The sequence below is a fragment of the Pseudomonas sp. CC120222-01a genome (genome assembly GCF_003097235.1).
GTDB lineage: Bacteria > Pseudomonadota > Gammaproteobacteria > Pseudomonadales > Pseudomonadaceae > Aquipseudomonas.
Genome location: NZ_QEQQ01000012.1, coordinates 107,263 through 128,600, shown reverse-complemented (window position 1 = coordinate 128,600; position 21,338 = coordinate 107,263). Strand labels below are relative to the sequence as shown.

24 protein-coding genes are annotated in these 21,338 nt (G+C 62.7%); 7 read left to right on the top strand and 17 right to left on the bottom strand.

Translation table 11 applies throughout. The features are described from left to right. Positions 1 to 105 precede the first annotated feature (105 nt). Both fadD1 and fadD2 read right to left on the bottom strand, forming a co-directional pair. Positions 106 to 1,803: a long-chain-fatty-acid--CoA ligase FadD1 gene (gene fadD1 / locus N430_RS16920; RefSeq protein ID WP_110636976.1), complete on the bottom strand. Its 1,698-nt coding sequence runs from the start codon at positions 1,801 to 1,803 to the stop codon at positions 106 to 108. Positions 1,804 to 2,160: 357 nt separating this feature from the next. Then, positions 2,161 to 3,849 (bottom strand): long-chain-fatty-acid--CoA ligase FadD2, encoded by a 1,689-nt coding sequence (gene fadD2, locus N430_RS16915; protein WP_110636979.1) that lies wholly within the window; start codon positions 3,847 to 3,849, stop codon positions 2,161 to 2,163. A gap of 210 nt (positions 3,850 to 4,059) precedes the next feature. On the opposite strand from fadD2, the gene N430_RS16910 reads away from it, so the two are divergent. Then, a complete protein-coding gene (locus N430_RS16910) occupies positions 4,060 to 5,004 on the top strand; it encodes an alpha/beta hydrolase (protein ID WP_110636982.1) in 945 nt (314 codons plus the stop codon). Between the two features lie 33 nt (positions 5,005 to 5,037). Beyond that, on the top strand, positions 5,038 to 5,508 hold the full coding sequence (locus N430_RS16905) for a MaoC family dehydratase (RefSeq protein WP_054885695.1): 471 nt from the start codon (positions 5,038 to 5,040) through the stop codon (positions 5,506 to 5,508). A 114-nt stretch (positions 5,509 to 5,622) separates the two neighbouring features. Here N430_RS16905 and N430_RS16895 read toward each other — a convergent pair whose 3' ends face one another. The 9 genes from N430_RS16895 to N430_RS16855 form a co-directional block, all read right to left on the bottom strand. After that, entirely contained in the window at positions 5,623 to 6,861 is a 1,239-nt protein-coding gene (locus tag N430_RS16895) for an RNA polymerase sigma factor (RefSeq protein ID WP_110636985.1), read from the bottom strand. Next, complete coding sequence (locus N430_RS16890) at positions 6,861 to 7,346, bottom strand: SRPBCC family protein (protein WP_110636988.1); 486 nt, start codon at positions 7,344 to 7,346, stop codon at positions 6,861 to 6,863. The genes N430_RS16895 and N430_RS16890 overlap by 1 nt, the downstream gene beginning before the upstream one ends. A 21-nt stretch (positions 7,347 to 7,367) precedes the next feature. Next, on the bottom strand, positions 7,368 to 7,712 hold the full coding sequence (locus N430_RS16885) for a YciI family protein (RefSeq protein ID WP_110636991.1): 345 nt from the start codon (positions 7,710 to 7,712) through the stop codon (positions 7,368 to 7,370). Positions 7,713 to 7,755: 43 nt separating this feature from the next. Continuing rightward, on the bottom strand, positions 7,756 to 8,181 hold the full coding sequence (locus N430_RS16880) for a nuclear transport factor 2 family protein (RefSeq protein WP_110636994.1): 426 nt from the start codon (positions 8,179 to 8,181) through the stop codon (positions 7,756 to 7,758). 102 nt (positions 8,182 to 8,283) lie between these two features. Further along, entirely contained in the window at positions 8,284 to 8,760 is a 477-nt protein-coding gene (locus N430_RS16875) for a GyrI-like domain-containing protein (protein ID WP_110636997.1), read from the bottom strand. Positions 8,761 to 8,770: 10 nt separating this feature from the next. Further along, entirely contained in the window at positions 8,771 to 9,418 is a 648-nt protein-coding gene (locus N430_RS16870; protein WP_110637000.1) for a LysE family translocator, read from the bottom strand. Between the two features lie 74 nt (positions 9,419 to 9,492). Further along, entirely contained in the window at positions 9,493 to 9,825 is a 333-nt protein-coding gene (locus N430_RS16865) for a type II toxin-antitoxin system HicB family antitoxin (RefSeq protein ID WP_079229264.1), read from the bottom strand. After that, positions 9,822 to 10,076, bottom strand: coding sequence for a type II toxin-antitoxin system HicA family toxin (locus N430_RS16860; protein WP_110637003.1), 255 nt, complete (start codon positions 10,074 to 10,076; stop codon positions 9,822 to 9,824). Before N430_RS16860 ends, N430_RS16865 begins: the two co-directional genes overlap by 4 nt. Positions 10,077 to 10,123: 47 nt before the next feature. Further along, positions 10,124 to 11,089: a threonine dehydratase gene (locus tag N430_RS16855; RefSeq protein ID WP_110637265.1), complete on the bottom strand. Its 966-nt coding sequence runs from the start codon at positions 11,087 to 11,089 to the stop codon at positions 10,124 to 10,126. Between the two features lie 77 nt (positions 11,090 to 11,166). Between N430_RS16855 and N430_RS16850 the strand changes: the two genes are divergently transcribed. Further along, positions 11,167 to 12,528 (top strand): PLP-dependent aminotransferase family protein, encoded by a 1,362-nt coding sequence (locus tag N430_RS16850; protein WP_110637007.1) that lies wholly within the window; start codon positions 11,167 to 11,169, stop codon positions 12,526 to 12,528. Between the two features lie 64 nt (positions 12,529 to 12,592). Here N430_RS16850 and N430_RS16845 read toward each other — a convergent pair whose 3' ends face one another. Then, the gene (locus N430_RS16845) at positions 12,593 to 12,850 is read right to left on the bottom strand and encodes a DUF2790 domain-containing protein (protein WP_054885703.1); all 258 of its coding nucleotides are present in this window, start codon (positions 12,848 to 12,850) and stop codon (positions 12,593 to 12,595) included. A 276-nt stretch (positions 12,851 to 13,126) separates the two neighbouring features. On the opposite strand from N430_RS16845, the gene N430_RS16840 reads away from it, so the two are divergent. After that, on the top strand, positions 13,127 to 13,576 hold the full coding sequence (locus N430_RS16840; RefSeq protein WP_110637010.1) for a GNAT family N-acetyltransferase: 450 nt from the start codon (positions 13,127 to 13,129) through the stop codon (positions 13,574 to 13,576). Here the strand turns inward: N430_RS16840 and def are convergent. The 3 genes from def to N430_RS16825 form a co-directional block, all read right to left on the bottom strand. Next, positions 13,531 to 14,067, bottom strand: coding sequence for a peptide deformylase (def, locus tag N430_RS16835; RefSeq protein WP_110637014.1), 537 nt, complete (start codon positions 14,065 to 14,067; stop codon positions 13,531 to 13,533). The two genes, N430_RS16840 and def, sit on opposite strands and share 46 nt — an antisense overlap. Further along, positions 14,064 to 15,017 carry a YihY/virulence factor BrkB family protein gene (locus tag N430_RS16830; protein WP_110637017.1) on the bottom strand — a complete coding sequence of 318 codons (954 nt, stop codon included), beginning with the start codon at positions 15,015 to 15,017 and terminating at the stop codon, positions 14,064 to 14,066. The genes def and N430_RS16830 overlap by 4 nt, the downstream gene beginning before the upstream one ends. Before the next feature lie 161 nt (positions 15,018 to 15,178). Next, positions 15,179 to 15,358 carry a CsbD family protein gene (locus N430_RS16825; protein ID WP_110637020.1) on the bottom strand — a complete coding sequence of 60 codons (180 nt, stop codon included), beginning with the start codon at positions 15,356 to 15,358 and terminating at the stop codon, positions 15,179 to 15,181. A gap of 222 nt (positions 15,359 to 15,580) precedes the next feature. On the opposite strand from N430_RS16825, the gene N430_RS16820 reads away from it, so the two are divergent. Together N430_RS16820 and N430_RS16810 are read left to right on the top strand one after the other, a co-directional pair. Next, on the top strand, positions 15,581 to 17,050 hold the full coding sequence (locus N430_RS16820) for a nitrous oxide reductase family maturation protein NosD (protein ID WP_110637023.1): 1,470 nt from the start codon (positions 15,581 to 15,583) through the stop codon (positions 17,048 to 17,050). Positions 17,051 to 17,224: 174 nt separating this feature from the next. Further along, on the top strand, positions 17,225 to 17,605 hold the full coding sequence (locus N430_RS16810; RefSeq protein ID WP_060510375.1) for a hypothetical protein: 381 nt from the start codon (positions 17,225 to 17,227) through the stop codon (positions 17,603 to 17,605). Here N430_RS16810 and N430_RS16805 read toward each other — a convergent pair whose 3' ends face one another. Next, positions 17,606 to 18,442, bottom strand: coding sequence for a S1 RNA-binding domain-containing protein (locus N430_RS16805; RefSeq protein ID WP_110637025.1), 837 nt, complete (start codon positions 18,440 to 18,442; stop codon positions 17,606 to 17,608). Positions 18,443 to 18,572: 130 nt separating this feature from the next. Here N430_RS16805 and N430_RS16800 point away from each other — a divergent pair, with 130 nt between their 5' ends. Then, positions 18,573 to 19,433 carry a DUF6279 family lipoprotein gene (locus N430_RS16800; protein WP_110637029.1) on the top strand — a complete coding sequence of 287 codons (861 nt, stop codon included), beginning with the start codon at positions 18,573 to 18,575 and terminating at the stop codon, positions 19,431 to 19,433. A 116-nt stretch (positions 19,434 to 19,549) separates the two neighbouring features. Here N430_RS16800 and aceK read toward each other — a convergent pair whose 3' ends face one another. Further along, complete coding sequence (aceK, locus tag N430_RS16795; RefSeq protein ID WP_110637033.1) at positions 19,550 to 21,259, bottom strand: bifunctional isocitrate dehydrogenase kinase/phosphatase; 1,710 nt, start codon at positions 21,257 to 21,259, stop codon at positions 19,550 to 19,552. Positions 21,260 to 21,338 lie beyond the last annotated feature (79 nt).

The window sequence follows — 21,338 nt, the reverse complement described above, 5'->3', positions numbered from 1 at the left end:
CACCGGCCTCTTCGCGGGCAAGCCCGCTCCCACAAGTACTGCAAAACCCTGTGGGAGCGGGCTTGCCCGCGAAGAGGCCAGTAAAGCCAGCCGAGATCCAGAAGATCAGGCGATCTTCTTCAGCCCCTGCTTCTTCAGTTCTTCATCACGCAGTTCACGGCGCAGAATCTTGCCGACGTTGGTGGTCGGCAGCGCATCGCGGAACTCGATGTAACGCGGCACCTTGTAGCCAGTGACATTGGCACGCATGTGCTCCATCACCTGCTCCTTGGTCACGGTCATGCCCGGCTTGACCACGATGAACACCTTGATCACTTCACCCGACTTCTCGTCCGGCACACCGATGGCCGCGCACTGCAGCACGCCCGGCAAGGCGGCGAGCACGTCTTCCAGCTCGTTGGGGTACACGTTGAAGCCCGAGACCAGGATCATGTCCTTCTTGCGATCGACGATGCGCATGTAGCCATCCGGCTGGATCAGCGCGATGTCACCGGTCTTCAGCCAGCCTTCGCTGTCGAGGATCTCGGTGGTGGCGTCTTCACGCTGCCAGTAGCCCTTCATGACCTGCGGGCCCTTGACGCACAGCTCGCCGGTTGCGCCCAGCGGCAGCTCGTTGCCGGCGTCGTCGATGACCTTGCACAGGGTCGATGGCACCGGGATGCCGATGGTGCCCACCTGGTTGGCCTCGGCCGGGTTCACCGCCGCCACCGGGCTGGTTTCGGTCATGCCGTAGCCTTCGCAGATGGCACAGCCGGTGACGCTCTTCCAGCGCTCGGCCACGCTCAGCTGCAGGGCCATGCCCCCGGACAGGGTGATCTTCAGCGCCGAGAAGTCCAGGGCGCGGAATGCCTCGTTGTTGCACAGCGCCACGAACAGCGTGTTGAGGCCGACAAAACCGCTGAACTTCCACTTGCCCAGCTCCTTGACCATTGCCGGCAGGTCGCGTGGGTTGCTGATCAGCACGTTGTGGTTGCCGATCAGCATCATCGCCATGCAATGGAAGGTAAAGGCATAGATGTGGTACAGCGGCAGCGGGGTGATGAGGATTTCGCAGCCTTCTTTCAGGTTGGAGCCCATCAGCGCCCGGCACTGCAGCATGTTGGCCACCAGGTTGCGGTGGGTCAGCATCGCGCCCTTGGCCACGCCGGTGGTACCGCCGGTATACTGCAGCACCGCCACGTCGTTGGCTTGCGGGTTGGCTTCGGTGACCGGCTGGCCCTTGCCCAGCGCCAGGGTATCGTTGAAGCGCACGGCACGCGGCAGGTTGTAGGCCGGCACCATCTTCTTCACGTACTTGATCACGCTGTTGATCAGCAGGCGCTTGAGCGGCGGCAGCAGGTCGGCCACTTCGGTGACGATGACATGCTTGACCTGGGTCTTGGGCACCACCTTCTCGGCCAGGTGCGCCATGTTGGCCAGGCACACCAGAGCCTTGGCACCGGAGTCGTTGAACTGGTGCTCCATCTCGCGCACGGTGTACAGCGGGTTGGTGTTGACCACGATCAGGCCGGCGCGCATGGCACCGAATACCGCTACCGGGTATTGCAGGACATTGGGCAGCTGGACGGCAATGCGGTCACCCGGCTTGAGGTCAGTGTGCTGCTGCAGCCAGGCCGCGAAAGCGCCTGATAGCGCGTAGAGCTCGCCATAGGTGATAGTCTTGCCCAGGTTGCTAAAGGCCGGTTTATTGGCAAAGCGTTGGCAGGATTGCTTGAGTACCGCCTGGATATTGGGGAATTCGTCAGGATTGATTTCCGCCGTAATCCCGGCTGGGTATTTATCCTTCCAAAAATTTTCGATCATGGAAGCCCACTCCTTCAGCAACAGCGAAGTTCGATTCGCGCGTCGATGCGCTTATTATTGATATGCGATGGCGGTTCGTTGCAAACCGAATCATCTGAAAGCGCGCCGAGAGTAACAGCTTTGATTGGGGTCGCCTAGGGGCCAAGACCGGCCTCGCGGTCACAAAAATGACTCAATGAACGATACAAGTCATTTTTAGAGTAATTGACCAAAATGTCGCAAATCGGGCTGTAAGCTGCCTGCCAGAGCACCTCGGAAGCATTCGCGGGCAAGCCCGCACCCACAGGTTCTACACAACCTTCAAGCATGTGCGGTCTCTGTGGGAGCGGGCTCGCCCGCGAAGAAGCCAGCGCGGTCTCAAGCGATGTCGCGCAATTCCCTGCGCAGAATCTTGCCCACCGGGGTCATTGGCAGCGACTCACGCACCACGATGTGCTTGGGCACCTTGTAGCCGGTGAAGTTGGCCTTGCAGTAGGCCTTGAGGTCGTCGACGCTCACCCCACCCTCACGCGCCACCACGAACAACTTCACTGCCTCGCCCGAACGCTCGTCCGGCACACCGATGGCCGCGCAGTTGGCCACCTGCGGATGGCCCATCACCACATCCTCGATTTCGTTGGGGTACACGTTGAAACCGGAGACGATGATCATGTCCTTCTTGCGGTCGACGATGCGGGTGAAGCCGTCCGGGTCGATCACCGCGATATCGCCGGTCTTGAACCAGCCCTCGGCATCCAGCGCCTGCGCCGTGGCCTCCGGTTGCTGCCAATAACCCTTCATTACTTGCGGGCCCTTGATGCACAGCTCGCCGCGTTCACCCAGCGGCTGTTCGTTGCCGTCATCATCGATGACCTTGAACACCGTGCCCGGCACCGGCATGCCCACCGTGCCCAGCCGCGCCAGCTGGCCGTAGGGGTTGGTGCTGGCCACCGGCGAGGTTTCGGTCAGGCCGTAGCCCTCGACGATACGGCAGCCGGTGAGTGTTTCCCAACGCTCGGCAGTGGCCTTGACCAGTGCCGTGCCGCCGGAGTTGGTGACTTTCAGTGCCGAAAAGTCCAGCTGACGGAAGCCTGGATGGTCCATCAGCGCAACGAACAAGGTATTCAGCCCCAGAAGCGCGGAAAAACGCCACTTGCCCAGCTCCTTGATGAAGCCGGGGATATCACGCGGGTTGGTGATCAGCACGTTGTGGTTGCCGGTCACCATCATGCACATGCAGTTCGCGGTGAAGGCATAGATGTGGTACAGCGGCAGCGGTGCAATCATCACCTCCTGCCCTTCCTTGATCAGCCGCTGCCCGTCCGGGCCATGCTGGGAGAAGCAGGCCAGCACCTGCAGCATGTTGGCCACCAGGTTGCCGTGGGTGAGCATGGCTCCCTTGGCCAGGCCCGTGGTACCGCCGGTGTACTGCAGCACGGCGATGTCATCGAGCGACAGCGGCACCGGCTTGTGCGTCAGGCTGCGGCCTTCGCGCAGTACCTGCTTGAACGAAATGGCCTGGGGCAGATGATAGGCCGGGACCATCTTCTTGACCTTGTCGACCACGGTATTGACCAGCCAGCCCTTGGCTGCAGGCAGCAGGTCGCCCATCTTCGCCTCGATCAGGTACTCGATGCCGGTATCGGGCAGCACCTCCTGCACGCGCTTGCCGAACATGTTCAGGTACACCAGTGCGCGGGCCCCGGCATCCTTGAACTGGTGACGCATTTCGCGCTCGGTGTACAGCGGGTTGGTATTGACCACGATCAGCCCGGCGCGCAGGGCGCCAAACACGGCGATGGGGTATTGCAGGACGTTGGGCATCTGCACCGCAATGCGATCACCCGGCTTGAGGTCAGTGTGCTGCTGCAGCCAGGCGGCGAACGCTGCCGAATGGCGTTCGAGCTCGGCGTAGCTCAGGGTCAAGCCCAGGTTGCTGAACGCCGGGCGCTCGGCAAAGCGCTTGCAGCTGCGCTCGAACACCTCGACGACCGAAGCGTACGCGTGAAGGTCGATGGTGGAAGGCACGCCCTCGGGGCGTTTGTCATTCCAGAAGTCGGCTTGCATTTATTATTGTTCCTCTGCCTGAGCCCGTAGGGATTCCTTGTCCCGTTTGCCTGATGGCAAAAAGGCGTTGAATCGACGTTAGCAGGTATGCCCGAGGTGGCATATACGCCAAGTGCCGCCATTAACATTGTGAATCTTATTTGTGCCCTTCCTGCAATTCGGCCGGTTGTGCATACACTGAGCGGGTCACCATCGCGCAAAGGATTCGCCATGCCCCATGACGCCTTCTGGCTGCCTGCCAGCGAGCATTGCAGGCTGTACGTGCACCAATGGCTGCCGGCCACACCGGTCAAGGCCGTGGTGCTGCTGGCGCATGGCATGGCCGAGCATGGCGGTCGCTACCAGCGCCTGGGCCAGGCCCTTTGCGATGCCGGCTACGCCCTGCTGGCAGCGGACCTGCGCGGCCACGGGCGCACCGCCGAGCAGGGCAGCCTCGGCCTGTTCGCCCGGCAACATGGCTGGAATGCCGTGGTCAACGACCTTGGCCTGCTGGCCCAGCACATCGGCCAGCAGTTCCCTTGCACACCGCTGTTCCTGTTCGGCCACAGCATGGGCAGCTACATTGCCCAGGCCTACCTCATGCACCACAGCGCCAGCCTGCACGGGGCAATCCTCAGCGGCTCCAACTTCCAGCCCGCCACGTTGTATCGGGCGGCGCGCCTGATTGCACGGCTGGAAGCCTGGCGCCAGGGGCCACTGGGCAAGAGCGCACTGATCGAGTGGCTGTCGTTCGGCTCGTTCAACAACGCCTTCAAGCCCCCCCGTACGGCGTTCGACTGGCTCAGCCGTGACCCGGCGGAAGTGGACAAGTACGTCAACGATCCGCTGTGCGGCTTTCGCTGCAGCAACCAGCTGTGGCTCGACCTGCTTCACGGGCTGGCGCAGATCAGCCAGGCGCGCAACCTCGCGCAGATCGACCCGAACCTGCCCATGCTGGTGATTGGCGGTGAATGTGATCCGGTGAGTGCCGGCAAGCGTCTCACCCATCTGGCCGACGCCCTGCGTGCGACCGGTAATCGACATATACAGCTGCGCGTCTATCCTGAGGCGCGGCACGAAGTACTCAACGAACTCAACCGTGACGAGGTCACCGCTGATATCCTCGCTTGGTTAGCGCAAGCGCTGGCCCTTGGCCGCCCTGCCCGCAGTGAATGATAGGCGCCCTCGCCCGCCCCTTAAGGAAACCCAATGACCCAGGTCACCAACACGCCTTACGAAGCCCTTGAAGTCGGCCAGAAGGCCACCTACGAGAAATCCGTCGAAGAACGTGACATCCAGTTGTTCGCCGCCATGTCCGGTGACCACAACCCGGTGCATCTGGATGCCGAATTCGCCGCCAAGAGCATGTTCAAGGAGCGCATCGCCCACGGCATGTTCAGCGGTGCCCTGATCAGCGCCGCAGTGGCCTGCACCCTGCCTGGCCCTGGCACCATCTACCTGGGCCAGCAGATGAGCTTCCAGAAGCCGGTGAAGATCGGCGACACCCTGACCGTGCGCCTGGAAATCCTCGAGAAACTGCCGAAGTTCAAGGTGCGTATCGCCACCAACGTGTACAACCAGAACGATGAGCTGGTGGTCGAGGGCGTGGCCGAGATCCTCGCGCCGCGCAAGCAACAGACCGTCGAGCTGGTATCGCCGCCGAACTTCGTCGCCAGCTGATATCAATGTTGGATTCTTCGCGGGCAAGCCCGCTCCCACAGGATTGATGCAGCTATCGAGGGCAGCGCAATACCTGTGGGAGCGGGCGTGCCCGCGAATAGGCCGGCAAAGCCTCTACATCAGTTCGCGCAATCGCCTTTCGATATGCCGCCGCTCCGGCTCTTGGCTAGTCAACTCCAGCGCCCGCTGCCAGGCCACTCGCGCCTCTTCGACATTCCCCAGCTGCCGATGCATCTCCGCCCGCGCCGCATGGGCCAGGTGATAGTCGCGCAACTCTCCCGCTGCCAGAATCGCCTCCACCGCGTCCAGCCCCGCCTGCGCCCCGTCGCGTTTGGCCAGTGCCACTGCCCGATTGAGCGCCACCACGGCTGACGGCCAGTGCCGTTGCAGCACATCGTATAGCCCGACAATTTCCGCCCAATCAGTCTCTTCAGCCGTCACCGCCTCGGCATGCACGGCGGCGATCGCCGCCTGCACGGTGTAGGCGCCAAAAGCGCGACTGGCCAAGGCCAGGCGCACCAGCTGGCAACCTTCGGCAATCAGCTCGCGGTCCCACAGGCTGCGGTCCTGCTGGTCCAGCAGCAACAGGTTGCCCTCGGCATCGCTGCGCGCGCGTTGCCGCGATGCCTGCAGCAGCATCAGCGCCAGCAATCCCACCGCCTCGGCGTCCGGTAGCAGTTGCACCAGCAGGCGCCCGAGGCGGATCGCCTCGTCACTCAGGTCTTGTTGCAGCAACGCCTCGCCCGAGGACGCCGAATAGCCTTCGTTGAACACCAGGTAGATCACCCTCAGCACGCTCTCCAGGCGCTCGGGTAGCTCATGCAGCTCCGGGACCTGATAAGGAATGCCGGCATCGCGAATCTTGGCCTTGGCACGGACGATGCGCTGGGCGATGGTCGCGGGGCTTTGCAGGAAGGCCCGGGCGATCTGCTCGGTGGTCAGGTCGCAGACTTCGCGCAGGGTCAGTGGTACCTGGGCATCGGCCGCCAGGGCCGGGTGGCAACAGGTGAAGATCAGCCGCAGGCGGTCATCGGCCAGCAGCTCCTCTTCGCTGGGGTCTTGCCCCTGGCCTTCGATCAGCATGATCAGGTCGGCCTGGGAGCGGTCGAAGCGGGCACGCCGGCGCAATGCGTCGATGGCCTTGAACCGCCCGGTGGAGACCAGCCAAGCCCGCGGGTTGTCCGGGATGCCATCGCGCTGCCAGCGCTCGACGGCGATGAAGAAGGCATCGTGCAGGGCCTCCTCAGCCAGGTCGAAATCCCCCAGCAGGCGGATCAGCGTCGCCAGGATGCGCCGCGAATCACGCCGGTACACCGCTTCGACTTCGGCACGTACCTGCGCCAGCTCCGCCATCAGTCAGGCATCCGCTGGGTCACGACCTCCACCAGGCGGTCCAGGCTCTCTCCCCAGCCCTGATGGAAACCCATTTCTTCATGGGCGCGGCTGTCGGCAGCATTCCAGTGCCAGGCACGGGCGGTGTAGCGGGTCTTGCCGTGTTCTTCGTCGAAGCTGATCACCGCCGTCATGAAGGCCTTGTCCGACGGCACCCAACCCGGCCCGAAGGCATCGGTGAACACCAGCCGGCGCGGGGCGGCAATTTCCAGGAACACGCCCTGGGTCGGGAACTCGGAGCCATCCGGGGCGCGCATGAGGGTACGGAAAAGGCCGCCGACCCATAGCTGCATCTCGCATTCCGGGGTGGTCATGCCGTGCGGTCCCCACCACTGCATCAGCCATTCGGGCTCGGTCCAGGCACGGAACACCTTGGCAGGCGGGGCATCGATCAAGCGGCTGATGGACAGCTCGTGCTGGGCGGACGCGGGTTGGACAAGGGTCATGCTGGTTGTTCTCCGTTGCTGTCAGGGTTGCAGTTCGCGCACCGGCCGCACTTCGACACTGCCGACTCGCGCCGCCGGGATGCCCTTGGCGATGTTCAGCGCCTCGTTGAGGTCGCGGGCATCGACCAGGTAGAAGCCGGCGAGCTGCTCTTTGGTTTCGGCGAACGGGCCATCGGTGATGCTCATCCGCCCGGCGCGCATGCGCACGGTGGTGGCGGTCTGCACGGTTTTCAGCGCCTCCGCCGCGATGATGCGCCCGGAGCTCTGCAGCGATTCGGCGTAGGCCAGGCATTCGGCGTCTTCCGGACTGTCGGGCAGGCTGTGCAACAGCCCTTCGTCACAATAGACCAGGCACAGGTATTTCATGGTCGTCTCCAGGCGTTGGCAACGTGCATTTGGCGATAGCCGATCAAGGCTTGAGATCGAACAGTGCTTTCTGGGTTTCCATGTCGAACGGTGCCGACCAGTGTTCGTGGATCACCTGCCACTGGCCGCCGACCTTGCGGTACCCGACGGTGGCACGCATGAAGCCGCACTGGCTCTCGTCATCCCCTGGGCCGCAGCGGTTCAGCCAGTGCGCCAGGCCCAGGTCACCGTCAGCGTGCACGGTCAGTTGGGCAAGCTCGAAGACCATGGGCCCGGGGCACATGCTCATGCACATTTCCCAATGGGCCTGGTAGGCGGCCTTGCCCTTGAACTGCAGTGACTGGATGGCATCGAAGGCGACGATGTCGTCGGCGTAGGGCGCGGTGATGGCGGGAATGTCACGGTCACGCACGGCCTGCATCCAGCGTTCGATAAGCTGACGGATTTCGTTTTCGGCTGCCGTGTTCATCGGGTGTTCCTCCGATCGTTCATGAGCGTTTCGGCACAAGGATGTCTTGTACCTTCAGCTCATGGTCGAACGGTAGTCGCGCAGATCGACAGGCTGCCGGAATTATTTCCGCAGCAGGGGAACCCAGATTTCCATCACTGCCTGAGGGTCGGCAGGATCGAACCCGGCCGGGTAGCGCTCGAACAGGGCCGCATCGGCCTGCTGCTCACCCGACTGTGGCAGCCACTGGAAGATGCCATCGAAGGTCGCCTTCAGGCATTGCAAGCTGCCATGGTGCTCGAACACTGCGTAATGTTGGGGTGCCAGCGTCAAGGTACTGAACCCGTCGGGCATGGGTTGGTCGGCATTGACTTCCACACCTGCCAGGTAGTCGAAACCGCCCTGCTCGTCGGGGTTGTAGCAGACCCCATAACTGTCATGATCGCGCTGCCCGGGCACATGCCCAAGGTGCGGTGCGAAGCGTTGCCAGAGCAATGGCAACCCACTCAGGTCGCTCATGCTGAAACGTTCGGCCAAACCGGCCAGGTTGAGCTGACGGCCGTCTTCGTAGCGCGCTGGGGAGATGGGTTGCAGCGTCATGTCCGTTGCCTCAGGTAAGCGGTGGGCTGGCGAGAATGAATTCACGGTAGCCCGAGATGATCACATACACCGCGAAATAGCAGAAAATCGCCGCCGACAGCAGGTACGACCAAGTCAGCAGGCGGTCCCCCAGCAAACGCCCGCCATGGCTGGCGATGCCACAAATGCCCATGCACCAGACCAGCCCGGCAGCGAAGAAGCCCCCAAGAAACAGCCCTGCGTCCAGCAGGCTGCCACCGCCGGAGCGGGCTATCAGCACGCCGCCGACCGCCGCGAACCAAAGGATGGCGCTGGGCGACGACATGGCCAGGAAGATGCCCCGCAGAAACTCGCGCCAGCCCGACTCCACCACCACTTGCGCGCCGGCCTCCATGTGCCCGCCACGCCAGGCAGCCAGCAGCATTTTGATGGCGAACCACACCAGCAACGCCGAACCGCCAAGCCACAAGGTCCAGCGCACGCTCTCGAACTGCAGCAGCACGGTCATGCCGGCAAGCGCCGCAATGGCATAGACCAGGTCGCCTACACAGGTCCCCAGGCCGAGCCAGAATCCCTGGAAGAAACCACGCTGCATGGCCAGGGTGATCATGGCGATGTTGGCCACGCCGATATCGAGGCACAACGACAGGCTGAGGAGGAAACCGTTGGAAAATGGCATTGAACACTCGAAGTCAGGGCAATCAGGCGCCGTAGAGCCTGCCACGAGCAGTCATGGGATGGAAGGGTGTTCGATCAAGCCAGAGCCGCCTGCTCGAACACCTCATCGGCCCACTGGTTAAGGCTTTTGCCGGCAGCGCGGGCGGCAACACTGGCAGCCGCATGCACCTCTGGGCGAATGCGCAGCATGACCTTGCCAGACGCGGGTTTCTCCGGGGTGATGCCCTGCTCGGCGCAATCGGCCAGGTAATCCTCCAGCGCCCCACGGAAGGCTTCATGAAGCTCTGGCACCGAGCTTGCGTGAAAGCTGATGATGTCGCGCATGCCCAGCACACGCCCCACAAAAATGTCGTCACGCTCATCGTATTCGATACGGGCGGCATAGCCCTTGTAGCGCATGCAACTCATAGGCTGACTCCTGCCCGCAGCAAGAATTCGCGGGCTTCTTCAATCTGATACCGTTTGGCTTCCTTGCCGGGATGGGGGCGATGGCACCTCCAGCTCTGGCCGCCAAGCACCAGCTTGACCCTGGAGCCTTGTCGCTCCAGCACTTGCCCGCCGAGGTGAAGCACCAGCGCTTCAACCTCGGCAAACGCCAATGAGGCCGTGGTGGGCGTCCTGAAGATAGCGTCGTAGATTTTTCGGTATCGAGTGTTCATCGGAAAATGCTATCAAATTAAGATAGCACTTTTTCCCCGATATCCATTCAGGATTTTTCAGTACACGCCAGCACCTGCGCATAACGCTCGCGATCCACATTGGCCCCGCTCAGCACCACGGCCACGCGCTTGCCGGCCTGGCGCTCGCGCTCTTGCAGCAACGCCGCCAGCGCCGCAGCACCGGCACCTTCAGCGGTGTTGTGGGTGGTTTCGTGATAGATGCGCATGGCCGCTGCCACTTCGCTGTCGGTGACCCGCACGATACGTGCAGCATGCTCGCGAACCAGGGCAAATGCATCCGGGTGCGGTACCCGGCAGGCCATGCCATCGGCAAAGGTATCGGCCGTGGCCGTGGTGACGATGCGGCCCTGCTCGAAACTCTGCGCATAGGCATCGGCCGCACTGGACACCACGCCGACGATTTCGGTCTTCAGCCCCAGCAGGTTGCGCGCCTGGATCAGCCCGCAGATGCCCGAGCCCATGCCGATCGGCACGTACACGCAATCCAGGTCGGCCACGGCTTCGAACAGCTCCAGGGCATAGGTGGCCACGCCGCGCACCAGCTCAGGGTGGAACGACGGCACCATGTCGTAGCCCAGTTCGTCCGCCAGGCGGGCCGCCTCTTCGCGGGCCACGTCGAAGTCGACACCGTGCTCCACCAGCTCGGCGCCCAGTGCGCGCATGGCGGCGTTCTTCTCTTTCGAGTTGCCCTCGGGCACCACGATCACCAGCGGCACGCCGGCCTGGCTCGCGGCCAGCGCCATGCTCTGGCCGTGGTTGCCACGGGTGGCGGTGACCAGGCCCCGCGGTGGCTTGCCGGTGGCCAGCAGCGACCGCACGTACACCAACCCGCCACGTACCTTGAAGGCGCCGGTGGGGGCATGGTTTTCGTGCTTGACCCACAGCTTGCACCCGACCCGCTCGGCCAGCAGCGGCCAGGCGCGCTGAGGTGTTGGCGGAACGTGCTGGTGAACGAAATCGGCGGCTTCGCGCAGGGCAACAAGGTCGAACATGGCGATCATCCCTTCTTCGGTAGGTGGTTGATCCGATCCTAAGCGCCGGGCATTGTATGGGTACAACCTTATATTGCATGGGTAGCAATTTCGTGTGGATCCCGCAGCTGGTCGACGATGACCAACCCCGATATCTCGCCTTGGTCGATGCCATTGCCCAAGCCATCGAAAGCGGCACCCTCAAGGTGGGTGACCGCCTGCCCCCGCAACGCCGGCTGGCCTGGAAACTGGGCCTCAACCCGAGTACCACCCAGCAGGCCTACCGCGAAGCTGCCGCGCGCCACCTGGTGGCTGGCGAAGTGGGCCGCGGCACTTACGTGCTGGCAGGCAGCAAGGAAGCGACGTTGTTCCGCATCAAGCATCACGACGGGCAGCGCCCGCTGATCGACCTGTCGACCAACGTCCCGGTAGCCGACCCGCACAACCATGACTTGCAAGACAGCTTGCGCAGCCTGCTGAAACGCCCCGACAACAACTTGCTCGATCATTACCTGGGCCCCGAGCAGTTGCTGCTTGGGCGGATTCGTGGCGCCCAGTGGATGGCAAACCGCGGCCTGGCCCTTTCAGCGGACGAGCTGTTGCTGTGTGGTGCAGCCCAGCAAGCGCTGACACTGGTGCTGCAGTCGTTCTGCCAGGCTGGCGAGCCGGTCATGCTCGAGGCCCTGACCGCACCGGGCATCAAGGCGGCCTGTCGGCAACTGCGCCTGCCGGTGCATGGTGTGGCACTTGACGACCAAGGCCTGCGGCCCGATGACCTGGACCGTGTGGCGCGCGCCAGCGGTGCCCGCGTGCTGGTGACCACACCGACCCTGCACAACCCCACGGGCGCCTGCATGACGGATACTCGCCGCGCGGCAATTGCCGAGGTAGTCAAACGCCTGGGGCTGTTGCTGATCGAGGATGATGTGTATGGCGCATTCAGTGACCAAGCGCCGCTCTATCCACTACTGGGCGAGCAGGCGATTTACATCAACAGCCTGTCCAAGACAGTGGCAGCTGGCCTGCGCTTGGGATGGATTGCGGCCAGCCCGAAGCTGCTGGCACAGGTTGACCCGCATGCCCAGGCCAGCCACTGGTCGGTGTCGCCATTGAGCCTGGATATCGCTTGCCAATGGATCGAAGATGGCACCGCTGCACGGCGGCTCGCCTGGCAGAAATCGGAAATTACCGAGCGATGGCGCCTGGCACGCAGACTGCTGGGTGATGGACTGCACAATACCGGGCAACCTTCGCCCCACGCGTGGCTGGGCACGCCACAGGGCGCCGAGGCGGTGGTCAGGCAATGTCGCGAGCAAGGTGTGGAGATCGTCCCGGCCAGTGTGTTTGCCATTGGCGCGATCGAAGTGCAGGCCGTGCGCATCAGCCTGTCGGCAGCAGGTAGCCGAGCTGAGCTGAAACAAGGCCTGGAGGTGGTACAGAAGGTACTGACGGGCCGATGAAACAGGGGACGCAAGCAGCTTCTTCGCTACGGCTCAACGCGAAGAGGCCGCTGACGTAGGGCGATCACCCCTGCTGGCAACCTTCGCCCATCGCCCGGTACTGAATGGTATGCACCTGGCCATGATGGTCTTCATAGGTCATGGTCGCAGGTACCACTTCGCAGACATTGGGGATGGTCGACAGGTTGATCACCCGTTTGATGTCGAGGTTCATGGAATAGTCGTACTGCTGGGCCACAGGCTCGCTGGAGACCGGTTTGGCCTCATCGGCGAGGGCGAACGAGGACATACCGACCAGTGCAAGAATCAGTAATGGTTTCATGGGGTTTGGCCTTTAAAACAATCCAGCTGATCGCGTGACTTCTGATGCCGTCATTGGCGCGGAGAAGTTGTCATCGACTGCGAAGATGACACGAAGTACCGATCCCGCTTCGTCTACTGCCAGTGGGAATAGGTAAAATTCTACTCCTGGCCGGGAATAGTTGAACCCTGAACTCGGACATTCACCCTTGCAGGATTTGCAACAATCTGCGACAAAGCCAAACGGCTCGATAGCCTGGAATCACCGGGCTAGAGCCATCCGCTCCAGGTACATCCCATGACTGCCCTGCATTGCACCCTGCTCATCGGCCCCGAGCGTCGATTGCTCGAACACTTCTACAAACAGCAGGGTTCGCGCATGCGCGCAGCCAATGATGGTGAATCATGGGTGGCGCGCAGCGACGGGATCGTTGCCGGCCTTTGCCTCAGTGCCGTCGCCGACGGCCACTGGCTCACCGGGCTGTTCGTCGCCCCGCAGCAGCGCAAGCGTGGCGTGGCCGCGCAGTTGGTCGAGGCGGCACTGGCCGGGCACAGTGGCCCGACCTGGCTGTTCTGCCACCCCGACCTCACAACCTATTACCAGCGCCTTGGCTTCAGCATCACCGAGCAACTGCCCGAAGCCCTGGCCTCGCGCCTGCAACGCTACCAGCGCAGCAAAAGCCTGCTGGCCATGGTGCGGGCTCAATCGTCGCTGTCATCCAGCCCGGGGAACAGCACATCGGTGTAGCCGAACTTGGCAAAGTCCTGGATACGCGAGGGGTAGAGGCGGCCGATCAGGTGGTCGCATTCGTGCTGCACCACCCGCGCATGAAAACCATCGGCAAACCGGCTGATCGGATTACCCTGCGGATCGATACCTTCGTAGCTGATGTGCTTGTAGCGTGGCACCACACCACGCAGGCCTGGCACCGACAGGCAGCCTTCCCAACCGTCCTCGATCTCCGTGGTCAGCGGGGTGATCACCGGGTTGAGCAGAATGGTCTGCGGCACCGGTTCGGCATCCGGGTAACGTTCGCTGCGCTCGAAGCCGAAGATCACCAGTTGCAGGTCGATACCGATCTGCGGTGCCGCCAGGCCCACGCCGCCGACATGGCGCATGGTTTCGAACATGTCATCGATCAGCTGCTGCAGCTCGGCGCTGCCGATCAGATGTTCAGGCACGGGTGGGGCAATGCGTAGCAAGCGCTCGTCGCCCATCTTGAGAATGTCACGGATCATCGCGGGTTCGGCTCGGTCGGTTCAGGCTCGACCGGGTGTTCATGGCCGAGCACGGTGATGGTTTCCTGAGGTTTGACGCCCTCGAAATCCTTCTCGCCCGGGTTCTTGCCCTGGCTCGACATGTGCTCGATCACCGCATTCATTTCCGCCCCCAGCAACAGCACGGCGGCAGAGATGTAGAAGTACAGCAACAGCACGATGATCGCACCGATGCTGCCATACATGGCGTTGTAGTCGGCAAAGGTCTTGACGTAGTAGGCAAAGCCCAGGGAGGCGATGATCCATACTACTACCGCCAGCACCGAGCCGGGGGTGATGAAGCGAAACTTCTGCTTCACATCCGGCATCACGTAATAGATCAAGGCCACCGCGACCATCATCAGGATGATGATCGCCGGCCAGCGCAGCACGGTCCAGATGGTGACGATCACTTCCTGCAGGCCGACTTGCGAAGCGATCCACTCCATCACCTGCGGCCCCAGCACCATCAACGCAGCTGACGAGAGCAGCATGCCGGCGATGCCGATGGTGTAGATGATCGACAGTGGAATGCGCTTCCACACCGGGCGTCCCTCGGGCACGTCGTAAGCGGCATTCATGGCGCTCATCATCAGGCGCACGCCGGCCGAAGCGGTCCACAGGGCGATGACGATACCCACCGACAGCAGCCCGCCCTTGGACTGCTGCAACTGGTCAATGACCGGGTTCACCTGCTCCAGGGCCTGAGGCGGCAGCACCAGTTCCGATTGCAGGCGCAACCAGGAAAAGAAGTCCGGCAGGTGCAGGAAGCCAATCAGGGCGATCAGGAACAGCAGGAACGGGAATAGCGAAAACAGCATCTGGTAGGCCAGCGCGGACGCATAGGTCGACATCTCGTCGTCGAGGAATTCCTTGACGGTGCGTACCAGCACGCGGTGCAGGGGCAGGCCGCGCAGGTCGGGGAAAATCATAGCGTCTCCTTTCGCCGCTTGATTCTTGAGTACAACGGGTAAGTCTAATAGACCACGCCGATGATGTACTGCTCCCGGACATGCCAGAAGAAAATGCCTGAAGCTGTTCCGGCCTCTTCGCGGCGGTTCGGCGCGAAAGGGCCGGAACAGGCCACCTCAGATCAAGGCTTCTTCACAGCATCCTTCACGTTGCCCTTGATCTGCTGCGCCTCGCCCTTCAGTTCCTGGGCCTTGCCTTCTGCCCGCAGCTTGTCGTTATCGGTCACCTTGCCGACGCCCTGCTTGATGTTACCAATCGCTTCGTTGGCCAGGCCTTTCGCTTTGTCTTTGGTGCCGCTCATGGCAAATCTCCTGCAAATGGAGACACGTGGACCGTGTCGACAGTCGGTGGACCGGGGACCTTGCGAAAGAGTTTCAATCAATTTGCCTGGCCCAAGCCGAACGGCGAATCAGCGGGCGAATACCGCACCGAATAGGCCAACCTCACTGCTCAAGGCCCGACGGCTGCCCTAGAATCGCTGCCAACCTGCGTATAAAAACAACAGTTTCCGGATATTTGCCCCATGCGTCTGATGCCCCTGCTTGCGGCTTTCTTGCCGTTGTTGCCCTTGCCTGCCCTGGCCGCCGTACCGGCCAGCGAAACCCTGAAGGTCGAGCGCTATGCCGACGATGGCCAACCCGGCACCCTGCGCTGGGCCATCGAAACCAGCAACCAGAACCCCGGCCACTACCGCATCGAGATCGCTGCCGTAGGCAAGCCGCCCTATGTGATTCGCCCGGCCCGCGCCTTGCCGGAAATCAAGGGCCCGGTGCAGATCAGCGGCCTGCCCTGGGCCCGTGACGGTCAATACATCGCTATCGACGGCTCGGGTTACATCAAGGATCAGGGCGTGCGCACCTGCCCCGGCGCCCTGCCCGGCCAGTTCGGCACCAACGTACGCACCACCACCAACCCCGGGTTGGTACTGCGTGACACCCAGGGCGTGCACCTGAGTGGCCTGGAGGTGCGCAACTTCTGCATCGGCATCCTGGTCAACCGCGCCAGCGGCAACGTCATCGAAGACAACCGCATCGTCGCCAACAAAGGCGGCGCCGGCATCATGCTCACGGGCGACGATGGTGCCGGCAACCCGACCGCCACCACCACGGTCAACAACAAGGTGCTGCGCAACCAGCTGATCGACAACGGCGATGGCCTGGAACTGACCCGTGGCGCAGCATTCAACCTGGTGGCCGACAACCTGTTCCGCTCGACCCCGGCCAACCCCGAGCCGTCCCAGGGCATCGAGATCCTGCTGGGCAACGACAACAGCGTGGTGCGCAACCGCTTCGAGAACTACTCCGACGGCCTGCAGATCAACTGGGGCAAGCGCAACTACCTCGGCGCCAACACCTTCAGCGGCAACTCGATCGGCGTCAGCGTCACCGGCGAAGGCAACATCCTCGACGGCAACCTGATCCACGGCAACCGCATCGGCGTGGCCCTGCGCCCGGAACCTGACGTCACCGCCACGCGCCTGAGCGGCAACCGCATCTGGGGCAACAGCCAGGACATCCGCCGCTGCGAGGCCGGTGGTTCGTGCGTGCCGAACCAGCGCACCGGCGCCATCGTGTTCGGCGTACCGGCCCAAGCCCATGCCTTGTATGTAGGCTCGCGTGGCGTCGGCGCAGATTTGCCGAAGAAGGATCAGGCGATCATCTGCGATGCCAAGGGCGAGCCCAAGCCGTGCCAGCCGCTGCCCAACCACAACCAGCAACCGCCACGGCTGATCGCGCTGGACGGCAATGTGCTGCGAGGCGAGGTGCAGGGGCCGGTGTCGAGCCTGTTGCGCATCGAGGTGTTTGGCAATGCCCAGGCAGAGGGGACCGAGGCAGAGCAATATCTGGGAGATGTGCTGGTGAACAGTGATGAGCAGGGGCAGGCGCGGTTTGCCCAGGTGCTGGGGAATATCGGCGGGCTGAAGAGCTTTACGGCGACGGTGACCACTGCGGATGGCGCTACTTCCGAGTTGAGCAGGCCGATTAGCCGTTAAGGCAACTGGCCTCTTCGCGGGCTTGCCCGCTCCCACAGGGATTGCGCACAGCCCGAGGCATGCGCTGTACCTGTGGGAGCGGGCAAGCCCGCGAAGAGGCCCTCAAGCCTTGCTAGGCCGGGTGCCACCCCTCACAATGCAGCCCTAATCAAGCGTCAACCCGCAGGAACCTGCATGAAACTCGACAAACCCGCCGCCATCGCCCGCCGCAACCAGGCCCTGGCCAACCCGGTGCTGACCAGCGCCAACACCCTGTTCGCCATCCTCGACCGCAAGCGCAACCTGTGGTGGTTCGAGGTGCCGGTGGCACTGCTGCGCAAGGGCCAGCCCGACTGGGTCAACCTGCTACTGCACACCCCGGAAAGCGACGAGCTGCAACACCTGAAGGTGCCGGTCAACTTCCTCCGTGCTCACCAGGAGCAGATGGAAGTGCGCAACCCCGGCAAGCGCCGCTCGACCATCAGCCTGGCCCTGAGCGCCGACCGCGACTCGCTGCTGCGCGACACCCGCCCGGGTGGCGAGCAGCTGGACTTCCGGACCTTCGTGCAGGCCTGATCAGGCCTTTTCGATGCGATCGTCATGGATGACGATGCGGCCCTGCTTGAACAACCCGCCAATGGCCTTCTTGAAGTTGCCCTTGCTGACGTTGAACATCTGGCTGATCACTTCCGGGGCGCTCTTGTCGCTCACCGCCAGCGTCCCGCCTTCGGCCTCCAGGCGCGCCATGATGCGCTCCTGCAGGTCATCGCCCAGCGCCTTGCCGACCGGCTGCAGGCTCAGGGCGATCTTGCCGTCATGGCGCACTTCCTTGATGAAACCTTCCACGTGCATGCCCGAACGCAGGAACTTGAACACCTCGTTCTTGTGGATCAGGCCCCAGTGGCGGTTGTTGATGATGGCCTTGAAGCCCATCGGCGTCTCGCCAGCCACCAGCAATTCGACCGGCTGGCCAACCTGGTATTGAGCCGGGGTAACGTCCAGGTAGCGGTCCAGGCGTGAAGTGGCGGTGATGCGGCGGGTGCGCTTGTCCAGGTAGACATGCACGACGCAATAATCGCCGATTTTCAGTTGCCGGGCTTCTTCGGAATACGGCATCAGCAAGTCCTTGGGCAGCCCCCAGTCCAGGAAGATACCGGCACCGTTGATGTCCTTGACCTTGAGGCTGGCGAACTCACCAACCTGCACCTTGGGCTTCTCGGTGGTGGCAATGAGCTTGTCATCGCTATCCAGATAGAGGAACACGTTCAGCCAGTCGTCGATCTCGGTTTCGGCGTTCTTCGGGATGTAACGCCCTGGCAGCAGGATCTCACCGTCGGAGCCGCCATCCAGGTACAGGCCGAATTCCACGTGTTTCACGATTTGCAAACTGTTGTAACGCCCAAGCAGAGCCATTTCCGATGTTCCTCAAGACAAGGCGGCTATTCTACACCTGAAGCCACTGCGCTGCCTGATCGCTGATGCGGCGGAACCGCGCCGTCCCCCTTGCGTCTACCGATCAGCCGGCCACAGCCAGGACCTGCACATGCCTGTACGCCTGTCCAAAGCCCTGCTCATCACCATCGCCTGCGCCGTTGCCTTGGCGGCCTGCAGCCGTATCGACCTGGCCTATCGCAACCTCGACCGCCTGGTGCCCTGGTCGCTGGGTGACTACCTGGCGATGAACCGTGAGCAGAAGACATTGCTCGACGAACGGCTCAAACAGCACCTGGCCTGGCACTGCAAGACCCAGCTGCCAGGCTACCTCGACTGGCTCGACCGGGTGCGCGACATGGTCGCCGAGGACCAGGTGACCGACCAGGCCTTGCAGCAACGCACCGTCGAGGCGCGCCAGGCGATCGGCCGGGTGGCCGAAGAAATTACGCCCTCGGCCACCGAGCTACTGCGCGGCATGAGCGATAAACAAGTCACGGAAATGCGTGATGCCTTCCGCGACGATATCAGCGAGCGGCAAAAGGAATACGTCGACACCCCCGTGGCCAAACAGATTGCACGCCGCACCGAGCGCATGGAAAAGCGCCTGACCAACTGGTTCGGCGAGCTCAACGCCGCCCAGCGCCAGCGTGTGCAGGTCTGGTCGCAGGCGCTGGGTGACCAGAACCGCCAGTGGATCGCCAACCGCCAGCACTGGCAGCAACAGTTGATGCTGGCCATGAACCAGCGCAACGACGCCAGCTTCGAGCCGCGCCTGGCGACCTTGCTGCAACGCAAGGAAAGCCTGTGGACGCCGGAGTACCGGGCGGCCTATCAGAATAGCGAGCAGCAGGCGCGCAGTTTGATTGTGGACCTGATGCACTTGAGCACGCCCACGCAGCGGCAGTTCCTGCAGGAGCGGCTGGCCAAGGTGAGGACAGACTTCAGTGAGATGAAGTGCCTGAAAAGCTGAATGTGAACAGCAGGTCTGGCCTCTTCGCGGGTAAACCCGCTCCCACATACTGAAGCCAGTGGAGGATCTGTGGGAGCGGGTTTACCCGCGAAGAGGCCGGGCCTGGCGAAACAGGATCACCGCCCCTTGCGCCGATAGGGAAACACATCAATCACCTTGCCTTCCCGGATCGCCGCCTGCAGCCCCTTCCAGTAGTCCGCGTCATACAACTCGCCATGCAAGCGGCTGAACAACCGGCGCTGGCCGATATCGGCAAACAGGAACGGCGGGAACTCTTCAGGGAACACATCGTGCGGCCCGATCGAATACCACGGCTCGCCGGACATCTCATCCTCCGGGTAGCGCGGCGGCGGGATGTGCCTGAAATTCACCTCGGTCAGGAAGCTGATCTCGTCATAGTCGTAGAACACCACCCGCCCATGCCGGGTAACACCGAAGTTCTTCAGCAGCATGTCACCCGGGAAGATGTTCGCCGCCGCCAGTTGCTTGATGGCCAGCCCGTAGTCCTCCAGCGCTTCGAGCACCTGCCCTTCGCTGGCGTGCTCCAGGTATAGGTTGAGCGGGGTCATGCGCCGCTCGGTCCAGCAGTGGCGGACCAGCACCGTGTCGCCTTCAAGCGCCACGGTCGAGGGCGCCACTTCCAGCAACTCGGCCAGGCATTCGGGCTCGAACTTGCCACGCGGGAAGCGGAAATCGGCGAACTCCTGGGTATCGGCCATGCGCCCCACCCGGTCGACGCTTTTCACCAGCCGGTACTTGTCGATCACCGTGGCACGGTCGACGGTCTTGGACGGCGAGAAGCGGTCCTTGATGATCTTGAACACAGTATTGAAGCCCGGCAGGGTAAACACGCTCATGACCATGCCGCGCACCCCGGGGGCCATGACGAAGCGGTCGTCGCTGCCGGCCAGGTGGTTGATCAGGGCGCGATAGAACTCCGACTTGCCTTGCTTGTAGAAACCGATCGAGGTGTACAGCTCGGCAATGTGCTTGCCCGGCAGGATGCGTTTCAAGAAGTTGACGAACTCTGCCGGTACCGGCACGTCGGCCATGAAGTACGAGCGGGTGAACGAGAAGATGATCGACACCTCGGCCTCGTCGGTGATCAGCGCATCGGCCTCGATGCCATGGCCTTCCCGGTGCAGCAGTGCAATCGCCAACGGCCATTGCTCATCAGCGTTGTACAGGCGGCCGACCAGATAGGCGCCCTTGTTGCGGTACAACACCGGCACGAACAGCTCCACGGCCAGGGCCGGGTCCTTGCACACCCAGTCTGGCAGGCAGTCCTTCAGTTGTTCTTCAAGACGTGCCACATCGCCTTCGAGATCGCCATAGGCAAAGGCATAGTCAGCGAAAATGGCCCGCAGCAGCCCCTTGAGGCTACCGCCGGGCGTGTAGGTGCGGGTCTGCGCAGCGCGCTCATGGGTGCGGATCGAAGGCCGGGTGGTGTGGATGAACATGCAACCGTCGCTGATCTGGTCATGGCTGAACAGGCTGCAGAACAGCGAGTTGTACCAGGTCTCCGCCAGCTCGTCGTCCAGCCGTGGGTCGATCAGGCGGATGTAGGCGTTTTTCACCAGCGGCCACTGTTCCACATCCAGCAGCACCTCTTCGTCGAAACCGTCGCGCAGCCAGGCGTTGACCTCGCCGACTTTCTGTTCATACAGGTTGATCCGCACTGCCGACGCCCGCTGGATGTCCTGCCAGCGCGCCTGCTCGAAGCGCTCGCGGGCGCCGAGGGTGATACGGCGAAAGTGCTCGCGGTAGTCGTCGAAGCCGTCGAGGATCATCCGCGCGATCTCGCCGGCGGGCCAATGCTGGGTCATGCACAACACCTCAAGGCTGGGTGAGCTATGAGCTTAGCCTGTGCTGGCCTCTTCGCGGGCACGCCCGCTCCCACAGGAT

Bases quoted from the DNA above. Each gene is read 5' to 3' on its own strand.
- fadD1 (WP_110636976.1), bottom strand. From the start codon at position 1,803: ATGATCGAAAATTTTTGGAAGGATAAATACCCAGCCGGGATTACGGCG.
- fadD2 (WP_110636979.1), bottom strand. From the start codon at position 3,849: ATGCAAGCCGACTTCTGGAATGACAAACGCCCCGAGGGCGTGCCTTCC.
- N430_RS16910 (WP_110636982.1), top strand. From the start codon at position 4,060: ATGCCCCATGACGCCTTCTGGCTGCCTGCCAGCGAGCATTGCAGGCTG.
- N430_RS16905 (WP_054885695.1), top strand. From the start codon at position 5,038: ATGACCCAGGTCACCAACACGCCTTACGAAGCCCTTGAAGTCGGCCAG.
- N430_RS16895 (WP_110636985.1), bottom strand. From the start codon at position 6,861: ATGGCGGAGCTGGCGCAGGTACGTGCCGAAGTCGAAGCGGTGTACCGG.
- N430_RS16890 (WP_110636988.1), bottom strand. From the start codon at position 7,346: ATGACCCTTGTCCAACCCGCGTCCGCCCAGCACGAGCTGTCCATCAGC.
- N430_RS16885 (WP_110636991.1), bottom strand. From the start codon at position 7,712: ATGAAATACCTGTGCCTGGTCTATTGTGACGAAGGGCTGTTGCACAGC.
- N430_RS16880 (WP_110636994.1), bottom strand. From the start codon at position 8,181: ATGAACACGGCAGCCGAAAACGAAATCCGTCAGCTTATCGAACGCTGG.
- N430_RS16875 (WP_110636997.1), bottom strand. From the start codon at position 8,760: ATGACGCTGCAACCCATCTCCCCAGCGCGCTACGAAGACGGCCGTCAG.
- N430_RS16870 (WP_110637000.1), bottom strand. From the start codon at position 9,418: ATGCCATTTTCCAACGGTTTCCTCCTCAGCCTGTCGTTGTGCCTCGAT.
- N430_RS16865 (WP_079229264.1), bottom strand. From the start codon at position 9,825: ATGAGTTGCATGCGCTACAAGGGCTATGCCGCCCGTATCGAATACGAT.
- N430_RS16860 (WP_110637003.1), bottom strand. From the start codon at position 10,076: ATGAACACTCGATACCGAAAAATCTACGACGCTATCTTCAGGACGCCC.
- N430_RS16855 (WP_110637265.1), bottom strand. From the start codon at position 11,089: ATGTTCGACCTTGTTGCCCTGCGCGAAGCCGCCGATTTCGTTCACCAG.
- N430_RS16850 (WP_110637007.1), top strand. From the start codon at position 11,167: ATGGGTAGCAATTTCGTGTGGATCCCGCAGCTGGTCGACGATGACCAA.
- N430_RS16845 (WP_054885703.1), bottom strand. From the start codon at position 12,850: ATGAAACCATTACTGATTCTTGCACTGGTCGGTATGTCCTCGTTCGCC.
- N430_RS16840 (WP_110637010.1), top strand. From the start codon at position 13,127: ATGACTGCCCTGCATTGCACCCTGCTCATCGGCCCCGAGCGTCGATTG.
- def (WP_110637014.1), bottom strand. From the start codon at position 14,067: ATGATCCGTGACATTCTCAAGATGGGCGACGAGCGCTTGCTACGCATT.
- N430_RS16830 (WP_110637017.1), bottom strand. From the start codon at position 15,017: ATGATTTTCCCCGACCTGCGCGGCCTGCCCCTGCACCGCGTGCTGGTA.
- N430_RS16825 (WP_110637020.1), bottom strand. From the start codon at position 15,358: ATGAGCGGCACCAAAGACAAAGCGAAAGGCCTGGCCAACGAAGCGATT.
- N430_RS16820 (WP_110637023.1), top strand. From the start codon at position 15,581: ATGCGTCTGATGCCCCTGCTTGCGGCTTTCTTGCCGTTGTTGCCCTTG.
- N430_RS16810 (WP_060510375.1), top strand. From the start codon at position 17,225: ATGAAACTCGACAAACCCGCCGCCATCGCCCGCCGCAACCAGGCCCTG.
- N430_RS16805 (WP_110637025.1), bottom strand. From the start codon at position 18,442: ATGGCTCTGCTTGGGCGTTACAACAGTTTGCAAATCGTGAAACACGTG.
- N430_RS16800 (WP_110637029.1), top strand. From the start codon at position 18,573: ATGCCTGTACGCCTGTCCAAAGCCCTGCTCATCACCATCGCCTGCGCC.
- aceK (WP_110637033.1), bottom strand. From the start codon at position 21,259: ATGACCCAGCATTGGCCCGCCGGCGAGATCGCGCGGATGATCCTCGAC.